This window comes from Streptosporangium sp. NPDC051023 (assembly GCF_040689595.1).
Lineage (GTDB): Bacteria > Actinomycetota > Actinomycetes > Streptosporangiales > Streptosporangiaceae > Streptosporangium.
This window is the reverse complement of record NZ_JBFBCE010000013.1, coordinates 97,886-113,809: the sequence shown is the minus strand read 5'-3', so window position 1 is coordinate 113,809 and position 15,924 is coordinate 97,886. Positions and strand designations below refer to the sequence as shown.

Below are 15,924 nucleotides of genomic sequence, written 5' to 3'. Positions count from 1 at the left end.
GCGGGGCCGCCCCCAGGGGGCGGGACGGTCGCACCGGCCGTGCGGGCGGCCCGCGTGCGGGCCCCGATCCCGCGAGGCGACACTCTCCCCGCTCCGCGGAGACGGAGGCCGGGCGCCCGCACGGCGGGAGACCAGGTTCGGCGGCGGGTGCGCTGTGCGCGCGCCCGGGTGGCCGACCGATGAGGCTGGGGTGATCTGGACGGTCAGGCTGTCCTGTGGCACCCCGTATACGGGGCGTGGCGGCGCGATCTGGAGGGTGAGCGCCGCCATGCCCCAGACCACGGCGTCCTAGCCTTCGCGCCGTAGGGGACGGGGGGACCGCCGGACGGCCAGGAGATCACCTGGCCGTCATGTGGTCACCCGGTGGTCACACCGGGTCTCCCTGCGCGAACCTCAACGGCGGCAGCATCGCCTGCGCGTCCAGGCCGCCGAACCACAGCTTGATCGCGAACGCCGCCGTCGCCTCGAGCAGTCCGGCGCGTTCCAGGCCGCCGGCCTCGAACGCCACGCACCCGAGGTCCTCGACCAGGGAGCGGACCGTCGCGAGCGCATCCTGGTCGTCCCCGCACAGCGGTACGGCCAGCGGGGTGCCGTCGAAGACGGGAGGCGTCATCCGCCAGACGTCCTCGTGGCACAGGTTGAACGCCTTGACCACGCGCGAGCCGACCGCGGCCGTCGCGACGCGCTCGGCCATGGACGGACCGCCCTCCGTCGCGAGGACGAACCGTCCGGGCACGACGGGGTTCGTGCAGTCGATCAGCACGCGCCCGCGCAGCGTCCCGTCAGCCGCCCCCGCCGCGGCCAGGACCTCGAGCACCGCGTAGTCGCGTACGGCCAGCAGCACCACCTCCCCGGCCGTCGCGGCCTCCGCCCAGGTCGCCGCGCGGGCGGCGGGGCCGAGCCGTTCCGCGAGGGCGGCCGCCTTCGCCGGGTCCCGTCCACTCACTGTCAGGCTGTGGCCCGCCCGGGCCCACTGCGTTCCGAGCGCGTCCGCCATGCGGCCCGCGCCGAGGATGCCGATGTGCATCCGTCCTCCCGATGTCGTTCACTGGTGGAAGACGAATGTAGGAAGTCCGTCAGGAACCATTCGGTGCGTGACGGCCCGGTCATACTGGAGGACCTTCACGTGTTCCTCGCCGACTGCCATGCCCGCCTCGCCTTCGACCTGGTCGGCAACACCTGGAACGCCGTCGTCGTCTGGGCGCTGCGCGAGGGCCCGCGCCGCCCCGGCGACCTGCGTGAGCGGATCGGCGGCATCAGCGCGAAGGTGCTCACCGAGACGCTCCGCAGGCTTGAGTACAACGGTCTCGTCTCCCGGCGGGCCTACCCCGAGGCCCCGCCGCGGGTCGAGTACGAGCTGACGGACCTGGGGCGCACCCTGTTGCCGCTCATCGGAGCCTTCGGGGAATGGGCGTTCGACCACGGCGACGCGGTTCTCGACGCGCAGGACCGTGCGGAGAACGCCCGGGACCGCGCGGGGGCCGCCCTGGACCGGGCCGAGCACGTCTGAGACGGCGCGGGAACCGGCCGGGGCGGTGACCTGTGCGGTTTCAGGGTTTCAGGGGGCGGGTTCCGCGTGGACGACGCCGTCGTGCCCCGTCCCACCGGTCCGCCGGAGGACTCCGCGCCGCTCCAGCACGATCACCGCGCTCACCAGCACCACCAGCGCCGTGAGCTGGGCGAGCCCTGACCAGAGGGCGAGGACGACCGTCACCGGCGTGAGCAGGGCGCCCACGCCTCTCAGCCGGTCGCCCCGGACGCCGATCACCCTGCGGAACCAGACGCTGCCCGCCAGGAACATGGCGACGCCCGCGGCGAGGGTGACGGCGGCGGCGAGCTTCAGCGGATCCTCGGGGTGGCCGATGAGTTTCTTGACGCCGGTGGCGACCGCGACGACGCCCAGCAGCATGGGGATGTGCGCGTAGAAGTAGGCGCCGAGGATCAGCCGGGTCCGCCGCACCGGTTCGGTCCCTTCCAGGACGTGCTCGGCGCGGGCCTCGTCGTCCCCGCCGAAGTAGAGCCACCACAGGCAGGCCGCCAGCGTGAGGCCGAGCACCGCCGCGAGCCCGAGGCCCGGTCCGATGCGGAGCCCCTGGGCGCCCACACCGATCGCCACGACCGACTCGCCGAGCACCACGATCACCAGCAGGCCGTGGCGTTCGACGATGTGGGCCGCCCTGAGGCTGAAGCCCCGCTGCCCGATGAAGTACGGGCTGGCCCACAGCAGCACCACGGCGGCGCCCCAGAGCAGGTGGTCGTACGGCGCGCCGACGAGACCGGCCACGAAGATCAGCGCGACCCCGCCGAAGTTGAACGGGAGCACCCTGGCGATGGCCGAGGTCGCCTGCGCGTACAGTCCGGCGTGCACGACGACCAGCAGCAGGTACCCGATCGCGAACGCGACGCCGTCGCCGTCGAACACCGAGGGGATCGACAGCGCGACGATCAGGAAACCCGACATGCCCAGCAGGACCAGGACGCGGCGGGCGGGCCGTACCGGGGGGACGGCGTTGGTCAGCCAGGCGTAGCCCGCGTACATCCACCAGATGACGCCGAACACCAGCAGCGCGCGCAGCGCGCCCTCCAGGGGCCTTCCCCGCTGCACTCCGTCCGCGAGCAGGTTCGTGAGCTGGGTGACGGTGAAAACGAAGACGAGGTCGAAGAAGAGTTCGAGCGTGGAGACGCGGAGTTCGCTCTCCGAGGGGAGCGGGTCGACCCGCTCCCTGAACCAGTCGGGCAGGCGCATAGGCATATTGTCCGGACACGGGGCAACGCGCATTAACGGATGGGCAAAATTCCCCTGAAGGCGGACGAGGCGGACAGGGCGGATGTTTGGGGCGGGCCGCGAGAGGCGGGCCGTTCACCCGCCGGTGGGATCGTCCTTGCGCCCGGCGACCAGCATGTCGCCCTCTGCGCCGGGTTCCGTGCCGGTTCCGGGAGCCGCGCTGGGTTCTCCACCGGTTTCCCGCGTGGGGGGAAGCGGGAGAGGCAGGGGCTCGCGCAGCGCGGCGGGGGGAGGCGGGTTTTCGGGTTCGCGCAGCGCGGCGATGACGTCGTTCGCCTCGTTCTCGGCGGCGAAGTCCTCCGCCGCCTCCGCCTCGCGTCGTTTGATCACCACGAGGTGGTCGACGGACAGGCGGCCCGCGCCGCCGACGGCGAGGAGAATGGAGGCCGCGCCGAGCGCGACGACCAGGCGCGCGTCGCCGGTCAGTGGCAGCCCCCGTTCCCCGCCGACCACGACGAACACCGCGACGGCCTCGGCGAACAGCAACAGCCCGCAGGCAGGTACGGCGAGGCCCGCCACAAGCAGGGCTCCGCCGATGAGCTCCGTCAGCATCGTGGTCGCGGCCCAGACCCCCGGGGCCGGGGCGCCGAGCGTGGCGAACTGGTCACCTGTCGCGGTCAGGCCCGCTTCCAGCTTGTGCCAGCCGTTGGCGAAGAAGATCCCGCCGACCCCGAGCCTGGCGGCCAGGGAGGCGAGATCGTGGAGGGCTCGTCGCACGGTTCCTCATTCTGGATTCTGGTCAGATAGATTCCCCGCCCCCGCCCATAGATGACCGAACGGCGGTCGTCCAAACCCGTTAGTGGTGATCGTGCCGTTCGGCGGGGTCGGTTCCGCGGGGGAGCAGAAGCGCGACGACTACGGCGGTCGAGCCCAGCAGGAGCACGCTCACGATGACCGTGGAGTGCAGCCCGCTGATGAACGCGATGCGGGCGGCGCTCAGCAGCGCGGCCCCCATGCCGCCGCCGATCTCCTGCGCCGCGTGCGCCGCGGCGGCGAGCGACTGACGCGCCAGGGTCATCAGGTCGGGCGGGACGCCGGGAACCGGCAGCAGCGAGGGCGCGTAGACAACGGTGGTGATCGTGCCGAGGACCGCGACCCCGAGCCCGGCGCCCAGCTCGTAGGCGGTTTCCTCGATCGCCGCGGCGCCGCCCGCCCGTGACTCGGGCGCCGAGGACATGATCGTGTCGGAGGCGGCCAGCAGGGTGACCTGGATGCCGAAGCCGATGCCGATGAAGCAGAGCGTCAGCATCAGGGCGTGCCGCTCCGTACCCCACGTCAGTGTGGGGAGCAGGGAGAGCGCGGTCAGCGCGAGCCCGCCGCTCATCGTCGCGCGCAGCCCGAAGCGGTGCAGCAGCCGCGCTCCCGCCAGGCCGCCCGCAACCGAGGCGACCATCAGCGGCAGCAGGCGGACCGCGGCCTGGAACGGGCTGTCGCCGAGCACGAGCTGGAGATATTGGGCGAGCATCAGCTCCAGCCCGACCAGGGCGAAGACCGTCAGCAGTACGGCGGCGACCCCGACGGAGAAGGCCCGCTGCCTGAACAGGCCGAGGTCGAGCATGGGGAAGACCATCCGCCGCTGCCTGCGCACGAACCAGATCAGCAGCCCGATCCCGCCCAGGAACGCCACCAGCCCGGCGGGATGCCCCGAGCCTGCCTCTTTCAGGCCGAATGCCAGGGCGAGGATGCCCGCGACCGACAGCAGCGCGCTGAAGGCGTCCCACGGGTGCAGGGCTCGCGAGCAGGAGTCGGGCAGGAGTTTTGCGGCGGTGGGCAGCAGTACCAGCAGGATCGGCACGTTGATCAGGAAGACGGCGCCCCACCAGAGATGCTCGATGAGCAGGCCGCCGACGAGGGGGCCGACCGCGGCCCCCGCCGCGGCCACCGCGCTCCACACGCCCAGGGCGATCGCGCGTTCCCTCCGGTCGGTGAAGACCTGCCTGATGATGGAGAGTGTGGCCGGCATGATCATCGCGCCGCCGACGCCCAGCAGGGCTCGCGCGGCGATGAGCGCGGGTGCGGTCGGCGCGAACGCGGCCGCGGCGGAGGCCACGCCGAACACCACGTAGCCAATCATCACCAGGCGTTTCCTGCCGTAGTGGTCGCCGAGTGTGCCGAAGGTCAGCAGCAGCGGCGCGACCACCAGGGAGTAGACATCGATGATCCACAGAAGCTGGATCGAGGTGGGCTCGAGCGCGGCGGTCAGCGCGGGGACGGCGATGTGCAGGACCGTGGCGTCCACCGCGATGAGCAGCAGACTGAAGCACAGCAGGACCAGGATCGACCAGCGGCCGGTCCCACGCGTTCGCGGGTCGATCCTGGTGCGGACCGCACCGTCCAGGACCCCCATGGCGTTCATAGGCCGCTGAAGGAGCTGCCGGCCTTGACGGACATGCGACGCAGCTTAGGCGAAGGAGGGTAGTGGGAGAGCCAGGATTAGGAGATTGGCATACCGCTAAATGCGGATATTGTTCCCATATCTCCGACCTCTCTAGAGAGATACAGGGATATATCCGCCATCTAGGCAAATAGTGATCTCGCACGCACGATGACGATCGTGGTGAGTCAGCGCGAGGTTCGTGAGCCGCCGTGGTGAGCGGACCGGGCGAGCCGGGTTCCGGCCCGGTTCCGCCCCCCGCCGACCCCGGCGACCCCCGCCAGTGGTGTGCCGTCGCCGTCGCCTGGCTGGACCGGGACCAGCCGGAGGCCGCGCTGGAGGCCGCGCGTAACGCGCTCGACCGTGACCCCGGGGCCCAGACGGGGGCCGACTGGGGGTACCGCCTCGCGAGCCTCGCCTTCGAACGCCTCGGTCGCGAGGCCGAGGCCGTGGCCGCCGCGGAGGAGGCCGTACGGCTGGCTCCCGGCTCCTGGGCGGCGCGGCTGCGCCTCGGTGCCGCCCTGCGCCGGGTGCCGGGACGCTGGCGGGAGTCGTCCGCCCAGGCGGCCAGGGCCGTTCGCTACGCCCCTGAGGAGCCCGACCCGCACGTTCTCGCCGGCGACCTCGCGCTGCTGCGCGGTGAGCACCGTCGCGCAGAGACCGCCTACCGCGCCGCGCTGCGCCTCGTGGACGACCACCCCGCGGCGAGGGTCAACCTCGGCCTCGCCTTCCTGCGCTGGGAACGTCCTCGCGGCCACCACGACCCCGCCTGGCCGATCGACCCTCGCGAGACCGGCCGCGCGAGGAACGCCATGGAGATCTGGTCCAGGCAGGTCCGCGTGCTGCTGGCCGCCGCGCTCGCCGTGGCCGCCGCGGTCACGTTCTGGCTCGGGCTGGCCGCAGAGGCGAGGATCGGCGGCGCGGCTGTCCTGCTCGCGGTCCTGGCAATCACGTTCAGGCAGGGCCGCAGGATCAGGCTCTGGTCCTACGTCCCGCGCATGCTCACCCGCGATCCGTGGCTCGGCATGTCCGTCTCGGCCACGCTGGCCGCCGTCGTGGCATACGCGGCGGCGATCGTCACCATCCCCCCGCGGATTCTCCCGCTCTCCCCGGACGCGCTGCCCCGGGCCCTCGCGTCGCCGGAGCCGCCGGGCGGCGCGTGGGCGGCGCTCGCGGCACTCGTCCTCCTCAACGGCGCCGCCCTGCTCGTCCTGCGGGTGCCGGTCGAGGCCTGGCGGGGACGGCCCGTCAGGGCGCTGGCCGAGTTCACCGCGGTTCACCGGGACCGTACGGCCAGGCGGAACATCGACGTGACCCTCTGGCTGCTCGTCGGCCGCGCGTGGTCGGTGCTCGTGGCCGCCGCGCTGGCCGCCAGGCTGCTCGGCGAGCCCCGGCTCGCCCTCGCCGTGCTGGCCGTCCCGCCCGCGATCTCCTGGACACGCGCCAGAGGCGGCCGGGCTCGATCCCTGGACCACGTGCTCGCCGTCGACCGCTGGCTCGTGGTCGCGGGAGCCCTGCTGGTCGCCGCCTCAGCGGCGCTCGCGGGCGTGGCGGCGGTCGCGCTGCTCGGGCTGCCCGCGACCACGGGTGATTGGGCCTGGGGAGCCGGGGGCGTGACGCTGGCCGCGCTGGTCGCGGTGTTCGCCGCCCGATCGGCGCGGGCGTGGTGGCGCGGCGCGCCGGGACCGTGGCGGTCCTCCCTGACCATGTGCGACAGCCGCGGTCCGCGCCCGCCTGGCGACGTGAAACCGCCGGTCGGCCTCAGCGGCGAGGTACGGCGGGCCTTCACCTACGCCAGAGGGGTCGTCCTGGCCTACGCCGATCCCGACGGCCCGCGCGCGCTGGCCGTCGGCGCGGTCAGCTCGGTCAGTCCGAACGGCGAGCTGCGGCTGATCGCCGCCGACGACGCGTGGGAGGCGGCCGAGCGGGATCCGAGGGTCGCGGTGTTCGTCGCAGACCCGCTGGAACGCCGTTTCTGGGCCGAGGTGCGCGGCATCGCGGTCGGCGACGCGGAGGCCGACGTGCTCAGGGTCACCCCCAAGCAGGTCGTGGTCGCCGAATATCCCGGCCGCCACCAGGGACGCCACCACGGCCGCCGTCAAGGACGGGTGACCCAGGCCGAGTGACGGAAAGGCCGCCGGACAGGCCGTTTCGGCGTGGGGAGGCGGGGCAGGAAACCGGCACCCGGATCGTGGGGTTCATCCGGTCTCATCCGTTTATCTGATCGTGTCAGTGTGGCGGCGTGGCGTGGCGCCCACGCACGCGCAAACGTCTTCCCGGTGCGGTATAACCGGGGGCGGACCGGGGAGGCGTGATGCGGGAACCCGACAGGGCCCGGCCTGCGGGGCGGGCGGCGGCGCGGGATGCGTTCGAGAAGGTGCGGCTGCGTTATTTCCAGCTCTCTCCCGGGCTGCGTAGGCTGATCCACGTCGCCGTGCTGGTCCTGGCGGTCGGGCTGGCCCTGGGCATGGGCTGGTCCCCGTTCACCGCGTTCTTCCTCACGATGTCCCTGCTCGGCTTCGCCGCGCTGACCCTCCGCTTCCCCCGCGCCGCCGCGACGCTGGTCGTCGTGGTCGCCTGGCTGCTGCTCATGCCGATCTTCCAGAGTCTGTACGGCGTCGGGGTGCCCGCCTCGATGCCGCTGACGCTCCTCGCCCTGCCCGTCGCGGGGGCCGCCCACCTCATCCGCTGGGTCCCGCCCTGGCTGACCACGCTCGTGGCGCTCCTGCCCGCCGCCCTCGTCGCCGCCGCGCTGTCCGTGTTCGCGCCCGGCGTGGCCCCATGGGTCGCGTACGGCGTGGCCGCCGCCGTACTGATCTACCGGTTCGTCCAGGCCCGCCAGGCCAGGGCGGCGCTGGACGCCGGGGAGCAGCGGGTGCGGCTGCGGGTGCGCGAGAGCGGGCAGCCCGCCCCGGCGCAGGGCGAACGGTCGGCCCCGCCGCCGATCTCCGTCGAGGAGGCGCTCGGCGAGCTGGACGGCATGATCGGCCTGGCCCCGGTGAAGGAGCAGGTGCGCTCCATCGCCGCCTCGATTGAGGCGGCGAGGCTGCGCAGGGAGGCGGGATACTCCACCGAGCCGCCGATGCGTCACTTCGTCTTCGTCGGCCCTCCCGGCACCGGCAAGACCAGCGTCGCCAGGGCCGTCGCGAAGATCTTCTACGCCTTCGGCCTGCTGGAGACCCCCTACGTGGTCGAGGTCCAGCGGGCCGACCTCGTCGGGGAGTTCCTCGGCGCGACCGCGATCAAGACGAACGAGGTGATCGACAGGGCGCTCGGCGGGGTGCTGTTCATCGACGAGGCCTACAGCCTGGTCAACTCGGGAGACGGCCAGCCGGACCGGTTCGGCGCCGAGGCGGTGCAGACGCTGCTCAAGCGGGCGGAGGACGACCGCGATCGGCTGATCATCATCCTGGCCGGATACGAGAAGGAGATGGGCGGCTTCCTGTCCTCGAACCCCGGTCTGTCGAGCCGCTTCTCCAGCCGTGTCCGCTTCCCGAGCTACGCCCCGCGGGAGCTGCTGGAGATCACCGAGCTGCTGCAGCGGCGGCGTGGTGACCGGTTGGCCGAGGACGCCCGCCCCGCGCTGCTCGCCCGGTTCGAGGACGTGCACCGGCGCGCGCTCGTCGACGAGCTGGGCAACGCCAGGTTCGTCCGCAGCCTCGTCGAGGCCGCCGCGCAGGCCCGTGACGTGCGGGTGGTCGGCGGAGGCGGCTCACCGACCGCGGAGAACCTGGTGACCACGACCGCGGGCGACGTCGCCAAGGCGTTCGACGAGCTCACCTCCCGCTACCGGGGCTACCAGGCGACGCCCTCCCTTGAGGAAGCGCTGGCCGATCTGGACAGGATGGCGGGTCTCGAACCCGTCAAGCGTCAGGTGCACGCGATCACCGCGCAGCTCAAGGTGGCCAGAATGCGTCAGGAGCGCGGGCTGCCGACGCCCCCGCAGATGCGTCACTTCGTGTTCACCGGCCCTCCCGGCACCGGCAAGACCACCGTGGCCCGCATCCTGGGCCGCATCTTCTCCGCGCTCGGCCTGCTCGCCCAGCCGGACGTGGTCGAGGCTCAGCGGGCCGACCTGGTCGGCCAGCACCTCGGCGCGACCGCGATCAAGACGAACGAGCTGGTCGACAGGGCGCTCGGCGGGGTGCTGTTCATCGACGAGGCCTACAGCCTGGTCAACCCCGGCTACTCGGGGGGTGACGCCTTCGGCGCGGAGGCGGTGCAGACGCTGCTCAAGCGGGCGGAGGACGACCGCGACCGGCTGGTGATCATCCTGGCCGGATACGAGCGGGAGATGGACGCGTTCTTGTCGACCAACCCAGGCCTGACCAGTAGGTTCAGTCAGCGCGTGCACTTCCCCTCCTACTCGCCCGGCGAGTTGACCGAGATCGCCGCGCTGCTCGCCCACGGATCGGGCGACCGGTTCGACGCGGCGGCGAGACGCGACCTGGCAGAGGTCTTCACGTGGGTCTGCGAGGACGGCCTGATCGACGGCCTCGGCAACGGCAGGTTCGCGCGTTCGCTGTTCGAGCGTGCCGCGATGCGCAGGGACGTGCGCCTTGCCGCGCAGGGCGGCGGCACCGCCAGCGCGGCCGACCTGACCACGATCACCGGTGCGGACCTGCGCGCCGCCGTGAACGAGCTTGCGGAGCGCTGACCCGAACTTCTCGGCCCCCGGACCCGCGAGATAGCGTGGTAAACACCGCCCTTGACCGAGATCGAACCCCCGATTGAGCACTCCCTGTAGTTGACTGGCCGCATTATGTAGCAGGATGGCCACCGACAGCAGGGACGACGGCGAAAGGGGGGCACGATGGCGGGATTCCTTCTCCGCAGGCTGCTCAACTATCTGGTGCTGATCGTCGTCGCCACGAGTCTGGCCTACATGCTGGCCGCCAGCGCGCTCAACCCCCGCTCGAACTACGAGGGCCGCAACCCGCCGATCCCGCAGGCGGTCATCGACGCGCGCCTCACCGAGCTGAACCTGAACGACGAGACCCCGCTGGTCCAGCGCTACCTGACCTGGGCGGGCGACGTCCTGCACGGCGACTTCGGCAGGACGGTGACCGGCGGGTCGGTCGCCGACGACCTCGGGCGGCGGATCGGCGTCACGCTGCGCCTGATCACCATCGGGCTGGTCCTCGGCAGCCTCACGGGCGTGCTCGTCGGCGCGTACGCCGCGGTCAAGCAGTACGGAGTGTTCGACCGGCTCTCGACGGGAGCCTCCTTCATCGTCCTCGCCGTCCCCACGGTCGTGCTCGCCAACATGCTGATCATCGGCGCGGTCTGGTTCAACGAGCTGACCGGCCTCCAGGTCTTCCTGGTCAGCGGCGAGGCGACCCCCGGCCTCGAGGGCGGTTTCCTCACCCAGCTCGTCGACCGCCTCCAGCATTTGATCCTGCCGACGCTCTCCCTGTCGCTGGGGCTGATCGCCGTCTACAGCCGCTACCAGCGCAACATGATGCTCGACGTGCTCGGCGCCGACTTCGTCCGCACGGCGATGGCCAAGGGGCTGCGGCGCCGTACCGCGCTGACCAGGCACGCGCTGCGCACCGCGCTGATCCCCGCGGTCACCTACTTCGCCTTCACCTTCGGCGCGCTTCTGGTCGGCACGACCTTCACCGAGAAGATCTTCGGCTGGCACGGCATGGGCGAGTGGCTGGTCGACTCCATCTCAACCAACGACGTCAACACCGTTGCGGCGATCAGCTGCTTCGCGGCCTTCGCGGTTCTGGTGGCGTCCCTGGCATCCGACGTTCTCCATGCGGTCCTCGACCCCCGGGTCCGGGTGGGGTGAGGAGGAAGATGACCATTACGGACGAGGAGCTCGCCGAGCAACGGGCGGGCATCGGCAGAATCAAGGCGCCCTCCCGGTTCCGGGTGGTCGCGGGCCGCTTCTACGGCTCCCTCCAGGGCCGGATCGGGTTCGCGCTCCTCGGAATGATGTTCCTGCTGGCGTTCGCCGGGCCGTACGTCGGCGGGTGGACCTACACCGACAAGGACTTCACGGCCTTCCTCCAGCCGCCTTCGTCCCGGCACTGGTGGGGCACGCTGCAGACCGGCGCCGACGTGTACGCCGTCACGCTGCGCGGCATGCAGAAGTCGCTCATCGTCGGGCTGCTCGCCGCCGTGGTCGGTACCACGCTGGCGGCCGTCGTCGGCGCCTTCGCCGGATATTTCATGGGCTGGACCGACCGGGCGCTGACCTGGATCACCGACCTGCTGCTCGTGCTGCCCGCCTTCCTGATCCTGGCGATCATGTCGCCGCTGTTCGCGGGTGGGCAGTGGCCGCTGTTCGTGCTCGTGCTGGCGATGTTCCTCTGGATGGTCACCTCGAAGATCGTCCGGAGCATGACGGTTTCGCTCAAGGAGCGGGAGTTCATCCAGGCGGCCAGGTTCATGGGCGTCCCGCCGATAAAGATCATCTTCAGGCACGTCATCCCGAACATGTCCTCGCTGCTGGTCGTGGACGCGACGTTGAACGTCAGCGCCGCGATCCTCACCGAAACCTCCCTGTCCTACTTCGGGTTCGGCATCCAGCCGCCCGACGTCTCGCTGGGCAGCCTCATCGCCGACGGCGCCAAGACGGCCGTCTACGCCCCGTGGACGTTCTGGTTCTGCGCCGGGCTGCTGATCGTCACCGTGCTCGCGGTGAACCTGGTCGGCGACGCCCTGCGAGACGCCTTCGACCCCACCGCGAAGAGGGGCGCACAGTGAGTGAGCGCGACGAGTGCGCGGCGGCCGCGTGGTCGGGCAACGGCCAGGCTCTGCGCCAGGAGCGTCCTGACCGTCCTGACCGTTCCGAGCACACGGACCACCCGCGGCGCCGGGGTAGCGCGGGACGCCACAGGCGTCCTGAGAACCCCGGCCCCGTGGTGCCCGTTGAGCCGGTGCTCGAGGTGACCGGCCTCGACGTCACGTTCGGTTCGGGGCCGGGCGCGGTGCACGCCGTACGCGGAGTGAGCTACGCGGTCCGCCCCGGCGAGGTGCTCGGCATCGTCGGTGAGTCCGGATCGGGCAAGTCGGTCACCTCGCTGGCCGTGATGGGCCTGCTGCCGCCGCACGCCCGCGTCACCGGCTCGGCCCGGCTGCTCGGCCGGGAGATCCTGGGAGCCGGGGAGAAGGCGCTCACCGCCTTTCGTGGCAAGACGATCTCGATGGTCTTCCAGGACCCCCTGTCCGCGCTCACCCCCGTCTACCGCGTGGGCGACCAGATCGCGGAGGCCGTGCGGATCCACCAGCGCGTCACCAGGCAGAAGGCCGCCAAACGGGCCGTCGAGCTGCTCGACCTGGTCGGCATCCCCAACGCCGCGCAGCGCGCCAGGGCGTTCCCGCACGAGTTCTCCGGGGGCATGCGGCAGCGCGCGGTGATCGCGATGGCGATCGCGAACGACCCCGATGTGATCATCTGTGACGAGCCGACGACCGCGCTCGACGTCACCATCCAGGCCCAGGTGCTCGAGGTGCTGAAACGGGCGCAGCGGGAGACCGGCGCGGCGATCGTCATGATCACCCATGATCTGGGGGTCGTCGCGGGGTTCGCCGACAGGGTCATGGTCATGTACGCCGGGCGGTCCGTCGAGGTCGGTTCCGTCGACGACGTCTACTACCGCTCGCGCATGCCGTACACCATGGGCCTGCTCGGCTCCATCCCCCGCCTCGATCTGGGCGGCGACCAGCCGCTGGTCCCGATCGCGGGAAGTCCCCCCTCGCCCGCGGCGCTGCCGCCCGGCTGCCCGTTCGAGCCCCGCTGCCCGATGGCGGTGCCCGCCTGCGCCGAGGAGGAGCCCGCACTTGAGGTGATCGGCTCGCCGGACCACCTGGCCGCGTGCGTCCGCGCCGGTGAGATCGAGGCGGGGGACTGGTCGCCCGCCCAGGTCTACCGGATCGCTCCCGACACCGCCGTCGCGGGGGAGGGCGGGGCCGCGGAAGGCGCCGTCTCCGGCGAGTGGCCGCTACGGCCGCCGCGCGACGAGCGCGAGGTGGTCCTGGCGGTGAACGACCTGACCAAGCACCACCCCCTGATGAAGGGGGCGATCTTCAGACGGCGGGTCGGCACGGTGTACGCGGTCGACGGCATCAGCTTCGACATCCGCGAGATGGAGACGCTCGGCCTGGTCGGCGAGTCCGGCTGCGGCAAGACGACCACCCTGATGGAGATCCTCGAGCTGGCCAGGCCACAGCACGGCACGATTGTGGTTCTGGGACACGAGACCTCGGCGCTCGGCGCCCGCGAGCGGATGGCGATCCGGCGGGACATGCAGGTCGTCTTCCAGGATCCGCTGGCCTCGCTGGATCCCAGGATGACCGTCTACGACATCGTCGCCGAGCCGCTGCGCGCGCACGGCGTCAAGGATCCCGGGCCGAGGATCCAGGAACTGCTCGGCCTGGTCGGGCTGGATTCCGGCCACGCCGCGCGCTACCCGCAGGATTTCTCCGGAGGTCAGCGCCAGCGTGTCGGCATCGCCCGCGCGCTCGCCCTGGAGCCCAGGTTGGTGGTGCTGGACGAGCCGGTCTCCGCGCTCGACGTCTCCATCCAGGCAGGCGTGATCAACCTGCTCGAGGACCTGAAGCTCCGTCTGGGTCTGTCCTACCTGTTCGTTGCGCACGACCTGGCCGTGGTCCGGCACATCGCCGACCGGGTCGCGGTCATGTATCTCGGGAGGATCGCCGAGATAGGCCGGGTCGGCGAGGTCTACGACGCCCCGATGCATCCCTACACGCAGGCGTTGCTCTCGGCCATTCCACTGCCCGACCCGCGTAAGGAACGTTCCAGACGGCGCATCCTGCTCGAAGGCGACCTGCCGAGCCCGGCGGCGCCTCCCTCGGGCTGCCGCTTCCGCACCCGCTGCCCCAAGTTCAGGACTCTCGACGAGACCGGCCGGAGCCGATGCGTGAACGAGGAGCCCCAGATCCGCCCGTTCGGGGAGGACCACGGCGTCTCATGTCACTTCGCCGAGAAGGTCGAAGTCGTATAACCCTGGAGGAACTGTGATATCAATCCGGCGCGTGGGCGCGTTCGCCACTGCGCTGACCGTTGCCGGCTCGCTGGCCCTCGCCGGCTGTGGAGGCCAGGGCGCTGGCAGGGGAGGCGGCCCGAGCAGCGAAGGGGACGAGCAGAGGGCCGGGTCCTCCGCGGTCAAGGCCTACGACATCAACCCGGTTCCCAGGGAGAAGGTCAAGGACGGAGGCCTGCTCCGCTGGGGCATCAACGAGTATCCGACCAACTGGAACCTCAACCACGTCGACGGCAACCTGGCCATGGTCAAGAAGGTCATCGACGCGCTCATGCCCTCGGCGTTCCGTTCCAATGAGAAGGGTGAGATCTCGGCGAACACCGACTACCTCCTGGCCGGGAAGATCACCGAGAGCAAGCCGAAGCAGGTCGTCACGCTGACCCTCAACCCGAGCGCCAAGTGGTCGGACGGGACGCCGATCACCTGGGAGGACTACCGGGCCCAGTGGGAGGCGATGAACGGCGCCAACCCCGACTACCGCGTCGCGGGCACCACCGGCTACCACGACATCGAGAGCGTGGAGAAGGGCAGGGACGTCCACGAGGTGATCATCACCTTCGCCAAGCCCTTCGGCGACTGGCAGGCGTTGTTCGGCCCGCTCTACCCCAAGAGCACGAACGCGACCGCCGAGGCCTTCAACACCGCGTGGCTGAACCGGATCCCGATCACCGCGGGCCCGTTCAGGTTCGTCTCGTTCGACCAGACGGCCAAGACCATCACCATCGCCAGAGACGACCACTGGTGGGGTGAGAAGGCCAAACTGGACAAGATCATCTATCGCTCGCTGGAGAGCGACGCGCTGGTCGGCGCCTTCAGCAACGGCGAGCTCGACACCTTCGACGTCGGGCCGTCCGCGCCCGACTACGCGCGGGCGAAGAGCAGCCAGGGCGCGATCATCCGGCAGGCCGCGGGACCCGACTTCCGGCACTTCACGATGAACGGCGAGAGCGCGCTGCTCTCCGACGTCAACGTCCGCAGGGCCATCGCGATGGGCATCAACCGCCAGGCCATCACCCAGTCCGACCTGCAGGGCCTGGACTGGCCGATCGTGCTGCTGAACAACCACTTCTTCATGAACACCCAGGACGGCTATCGCGACAACGCGGGCGAGATCGGCGTCTACAACCCGGAGCGGGCGAAGCAACTGCTGGACGCCGCGGGCTGGAAGCTGTCCGGCCAGACACGCACGAAGGACGGCAAGGAGCTGAACCTGCGCTTCGTCATGCCCTCAGGCCTGCAGCTCACCAAGTCCGAGGCCGAGATCACCCAGAACATGCTGGCCCAGATCGGTGTCAAGGTCACCCTTCAGGCGGTGCCCAGCGACGACTACTTCACCAAATACATCATCCCCGGCAACTACGACATCACCGCGTTCGCCTACGTGGGCACGCCTTTCCCGGTCTCCAGCGGCTACGGCCAGTACGCCAATGCCGTCCGGAACTCGAAGGGCCAGCCGCAGTGGAACGCCAACCTCGGCCGCATCGGCTCCCCGGAGATCAACGCCGCGATGGACAAGGCGACCTCCGACCTCGACGGTGCCCGGGCCATTGAGGACACCAACGCCGCGGACAAGCTGATCTGGGAGGCGGTGAACGTGGTGACGCTCTACCAGCGCCCGCAGAACGTGGCCGTCAACAGGAACATCGCCAACTACGGGGCCCGTGGCTTCTACGACCTGAGATACCAGGACATCGGTTTCACCAAGTAGGCCCGCGCGAGCCGGGCAGGCCGGAAGACCTGCCCGGCAC

Annotated in this window: 11 protein-coding genes; 7 read left to right on the top strand and 4 right to left on the bottom strand. The window is 71.0% G+C overall.

Annotated elements, in window-relative coordinates:
- Window positions 1–367: 367 nt before the first annotated feature.
- Entirely contained in the window at window positions 368–1,027 is a 660-nt protein-coding gene (locus tag AB0395_RS11460) for an NAD(P)-binding domain-containing protein (protein ID WP_366279395.1), read from the bottom strand.
- Window positions 1,028–1,090: 63 nt separating this feature from the next.
- Between AB0395_RS11460 and AB0395_RS11455 the strand changes: the two genes are divergently transcribed.
- Entirely contained in the window at window positions 1,091–1,510 is a 420-nt protein-coding gene (locus AB0395_RS11455; RefSeq protein ID WP_366279392.1) for a helix-turn-helix domain-containing protein, read from the top strand.
- A 48-nt stretch (window positions 1,511–1,558) separates the two neighbouring features.
- Here the strand turns inward: AB0395_RS11455 and AB0395_RS11450 are convergent, their stop codons facing one another.
- From AB0395_RS11450 to AB0395_RS11440, 3 genes are all read right to left on the bottom strand, one after another.
- Window positions 1,559–2,746: a low temperature requirement protein A gene (locus AB0395_RS11450; RefSeq protein WP_366279390.1), complete on the bottom strand. Its 1,188-nt coding sequence runs from the start codon at window positions 2,744–2,746 to the stop codon at window positions 1,559–1,561.
- Window positions 2,747–2,860: 114 nt separating this feature from the next.
- The gene (locus AB0395_RS11445; RefSeq protein WP_366279388.1) at window positions 2,861–3,502 is read right to left on the bottom strand and encodes a DoxX family protein; all 642 of its coding nucleotides are present in this window, start codon (window positions 3,500–3,502) and stop codon (window positions 2,861–2,863) included.
- A gap of 79 nt (window positions 3,503–3,581) precedes the next feature.
- Entirely contained in the window at window positions 3,582–5,132 is a 1,551-nt protein-coding gene (locus AB0395_RS11440) for an MFS transporter (protein ID WP_366279386.1), read from the bottom strand.
- 239 nt (window positions 5,133–5,371) lie between these two features.
- On the opposite strand from AB0395_RS11440, the gene AB0395_RS11435 reads away from it, so the two are divergent.
- The 6 genes from AB0395_RS11435 to AB0395_RS11410 all read left to right on the top strand — a co-directional run bounded on the left by AB0395_RS11435 (window position 5,372) and on the right by AB0395_RS11410 (window position 15,884).
- Window positions 5,372–7,285 (top strand): hypothetical protein, encoded by a 1,914-nt coding sequence (locus tag AB0395_RS11435; protein ID WP_366279383.1) that lies wholly within the window; start codon window positions 5,372–5,374, stop codon window positions 7,283–7,285.
- 188 nt (window positions 7,286–7,473) lie between these two features.
- Complete coding sequence (locus tag AB0395_RS11430) at window positions 7,474–9,816, top strand: AAA family ATPase (RefSeq protein WP_366279381.1); 2,343 nt, start codon at window positions 7,474–7,476, stop codon at window positions 9,814–9,816.
- Between the two features lie 156 nt (window positions 9,817–9,972).
- A complete protein-coding gene (locus AB0395_RS11425; RefSeq protein WP_366279379.1) occupies window positions 9,973–10,956 on the top strand; it encodes an ABC transporter permease in 984 nt (327 codons plus the stop codon).
- Between the two features lie 8 nt (window positions 10,957–10,964).
- On the top strand, window positions 10,965–11,876 hold the full coding sequence (locus AB0395_RS11420; protein ID WP_366279376.1) for an ABC transporter permease: 912 nt from the start codon (window positions 10,965–10,967) through the stop codon (window positions 11,874–11,876).
- Window positions 11,877–12,031: 155 nt separating this feature from the next.
- Window positions 12,032–14,137 carry an ABC transporter ATP-binding protein gene (locus AB0395_RS11415; RefSeq protein ID WP_366279494.1) on the top strand — a complete coding sequence of 702 codons (2,106 nt, stop codon included), beginning with the start codon at window positions 12,032–12,034 and terminating at the stop codon, window positions 14,135–14,137.
- 31 nt (window positions 14,138–14,168) lie between these two features.
- A complete protein-coding gene (locus AB0395_RS11410; protein WP_366279374.1) occupies window positions 14,169–15,884 on the top strand; it encodes an ABC transporter family substrate-binding protein in 1,716 nt (571 codons plus the stop codon).
- Window positions 15,885–15,924: the final 40 nt, after the last annotated feature.

Bases quoted from the DNA above. Each gene is read 5' to 3' on its own strand.
- AB0395_RS11460 (WP_366279395.1), bottom strand. From the start codon at position 1,027: ATGCACATCGGCATCCTCGGCGCGGGCCGCATGGCGGACGCGCTCGGA.
- AB0395_RS11450 (WP_366279390.1), bottom strand. From the start codon at position 2,746: ATGCGCCTGCCCGACTGGTTCAGGGAGCGGGTCGACCCGCTCCCCTCG.
- AB0395_RS11440 (WP_366279386.1), bottom strand. From the start codon at position 5,132: ATGGGGGTCCTGGACGGTGCGGTCCGCACCAGGATCGACCCGCGAACG.
- AB0395_RS11430 (WP_366279381.1), top strand. From the start codon at position 7,474: ATGCGGGAACCCGACAGGGCCCGGCCTGCGGGGCGGGCGGCGGCGCGG.
- AB0395_RS11425 (WP_366279379.1), top strand. From the start codon at position 9,973: ATGGCGGGATTCCTTCTCCGCAGGCTGCTCAACTATCTGGTGCTGATC.
- AB0395_RS11420 (WP_366279376.1), top strand. From the start codon at position 10,965: ATGACCATTACGGACGAGGAGCTCGCCGAGCAACGGGCGGGCATCGGC.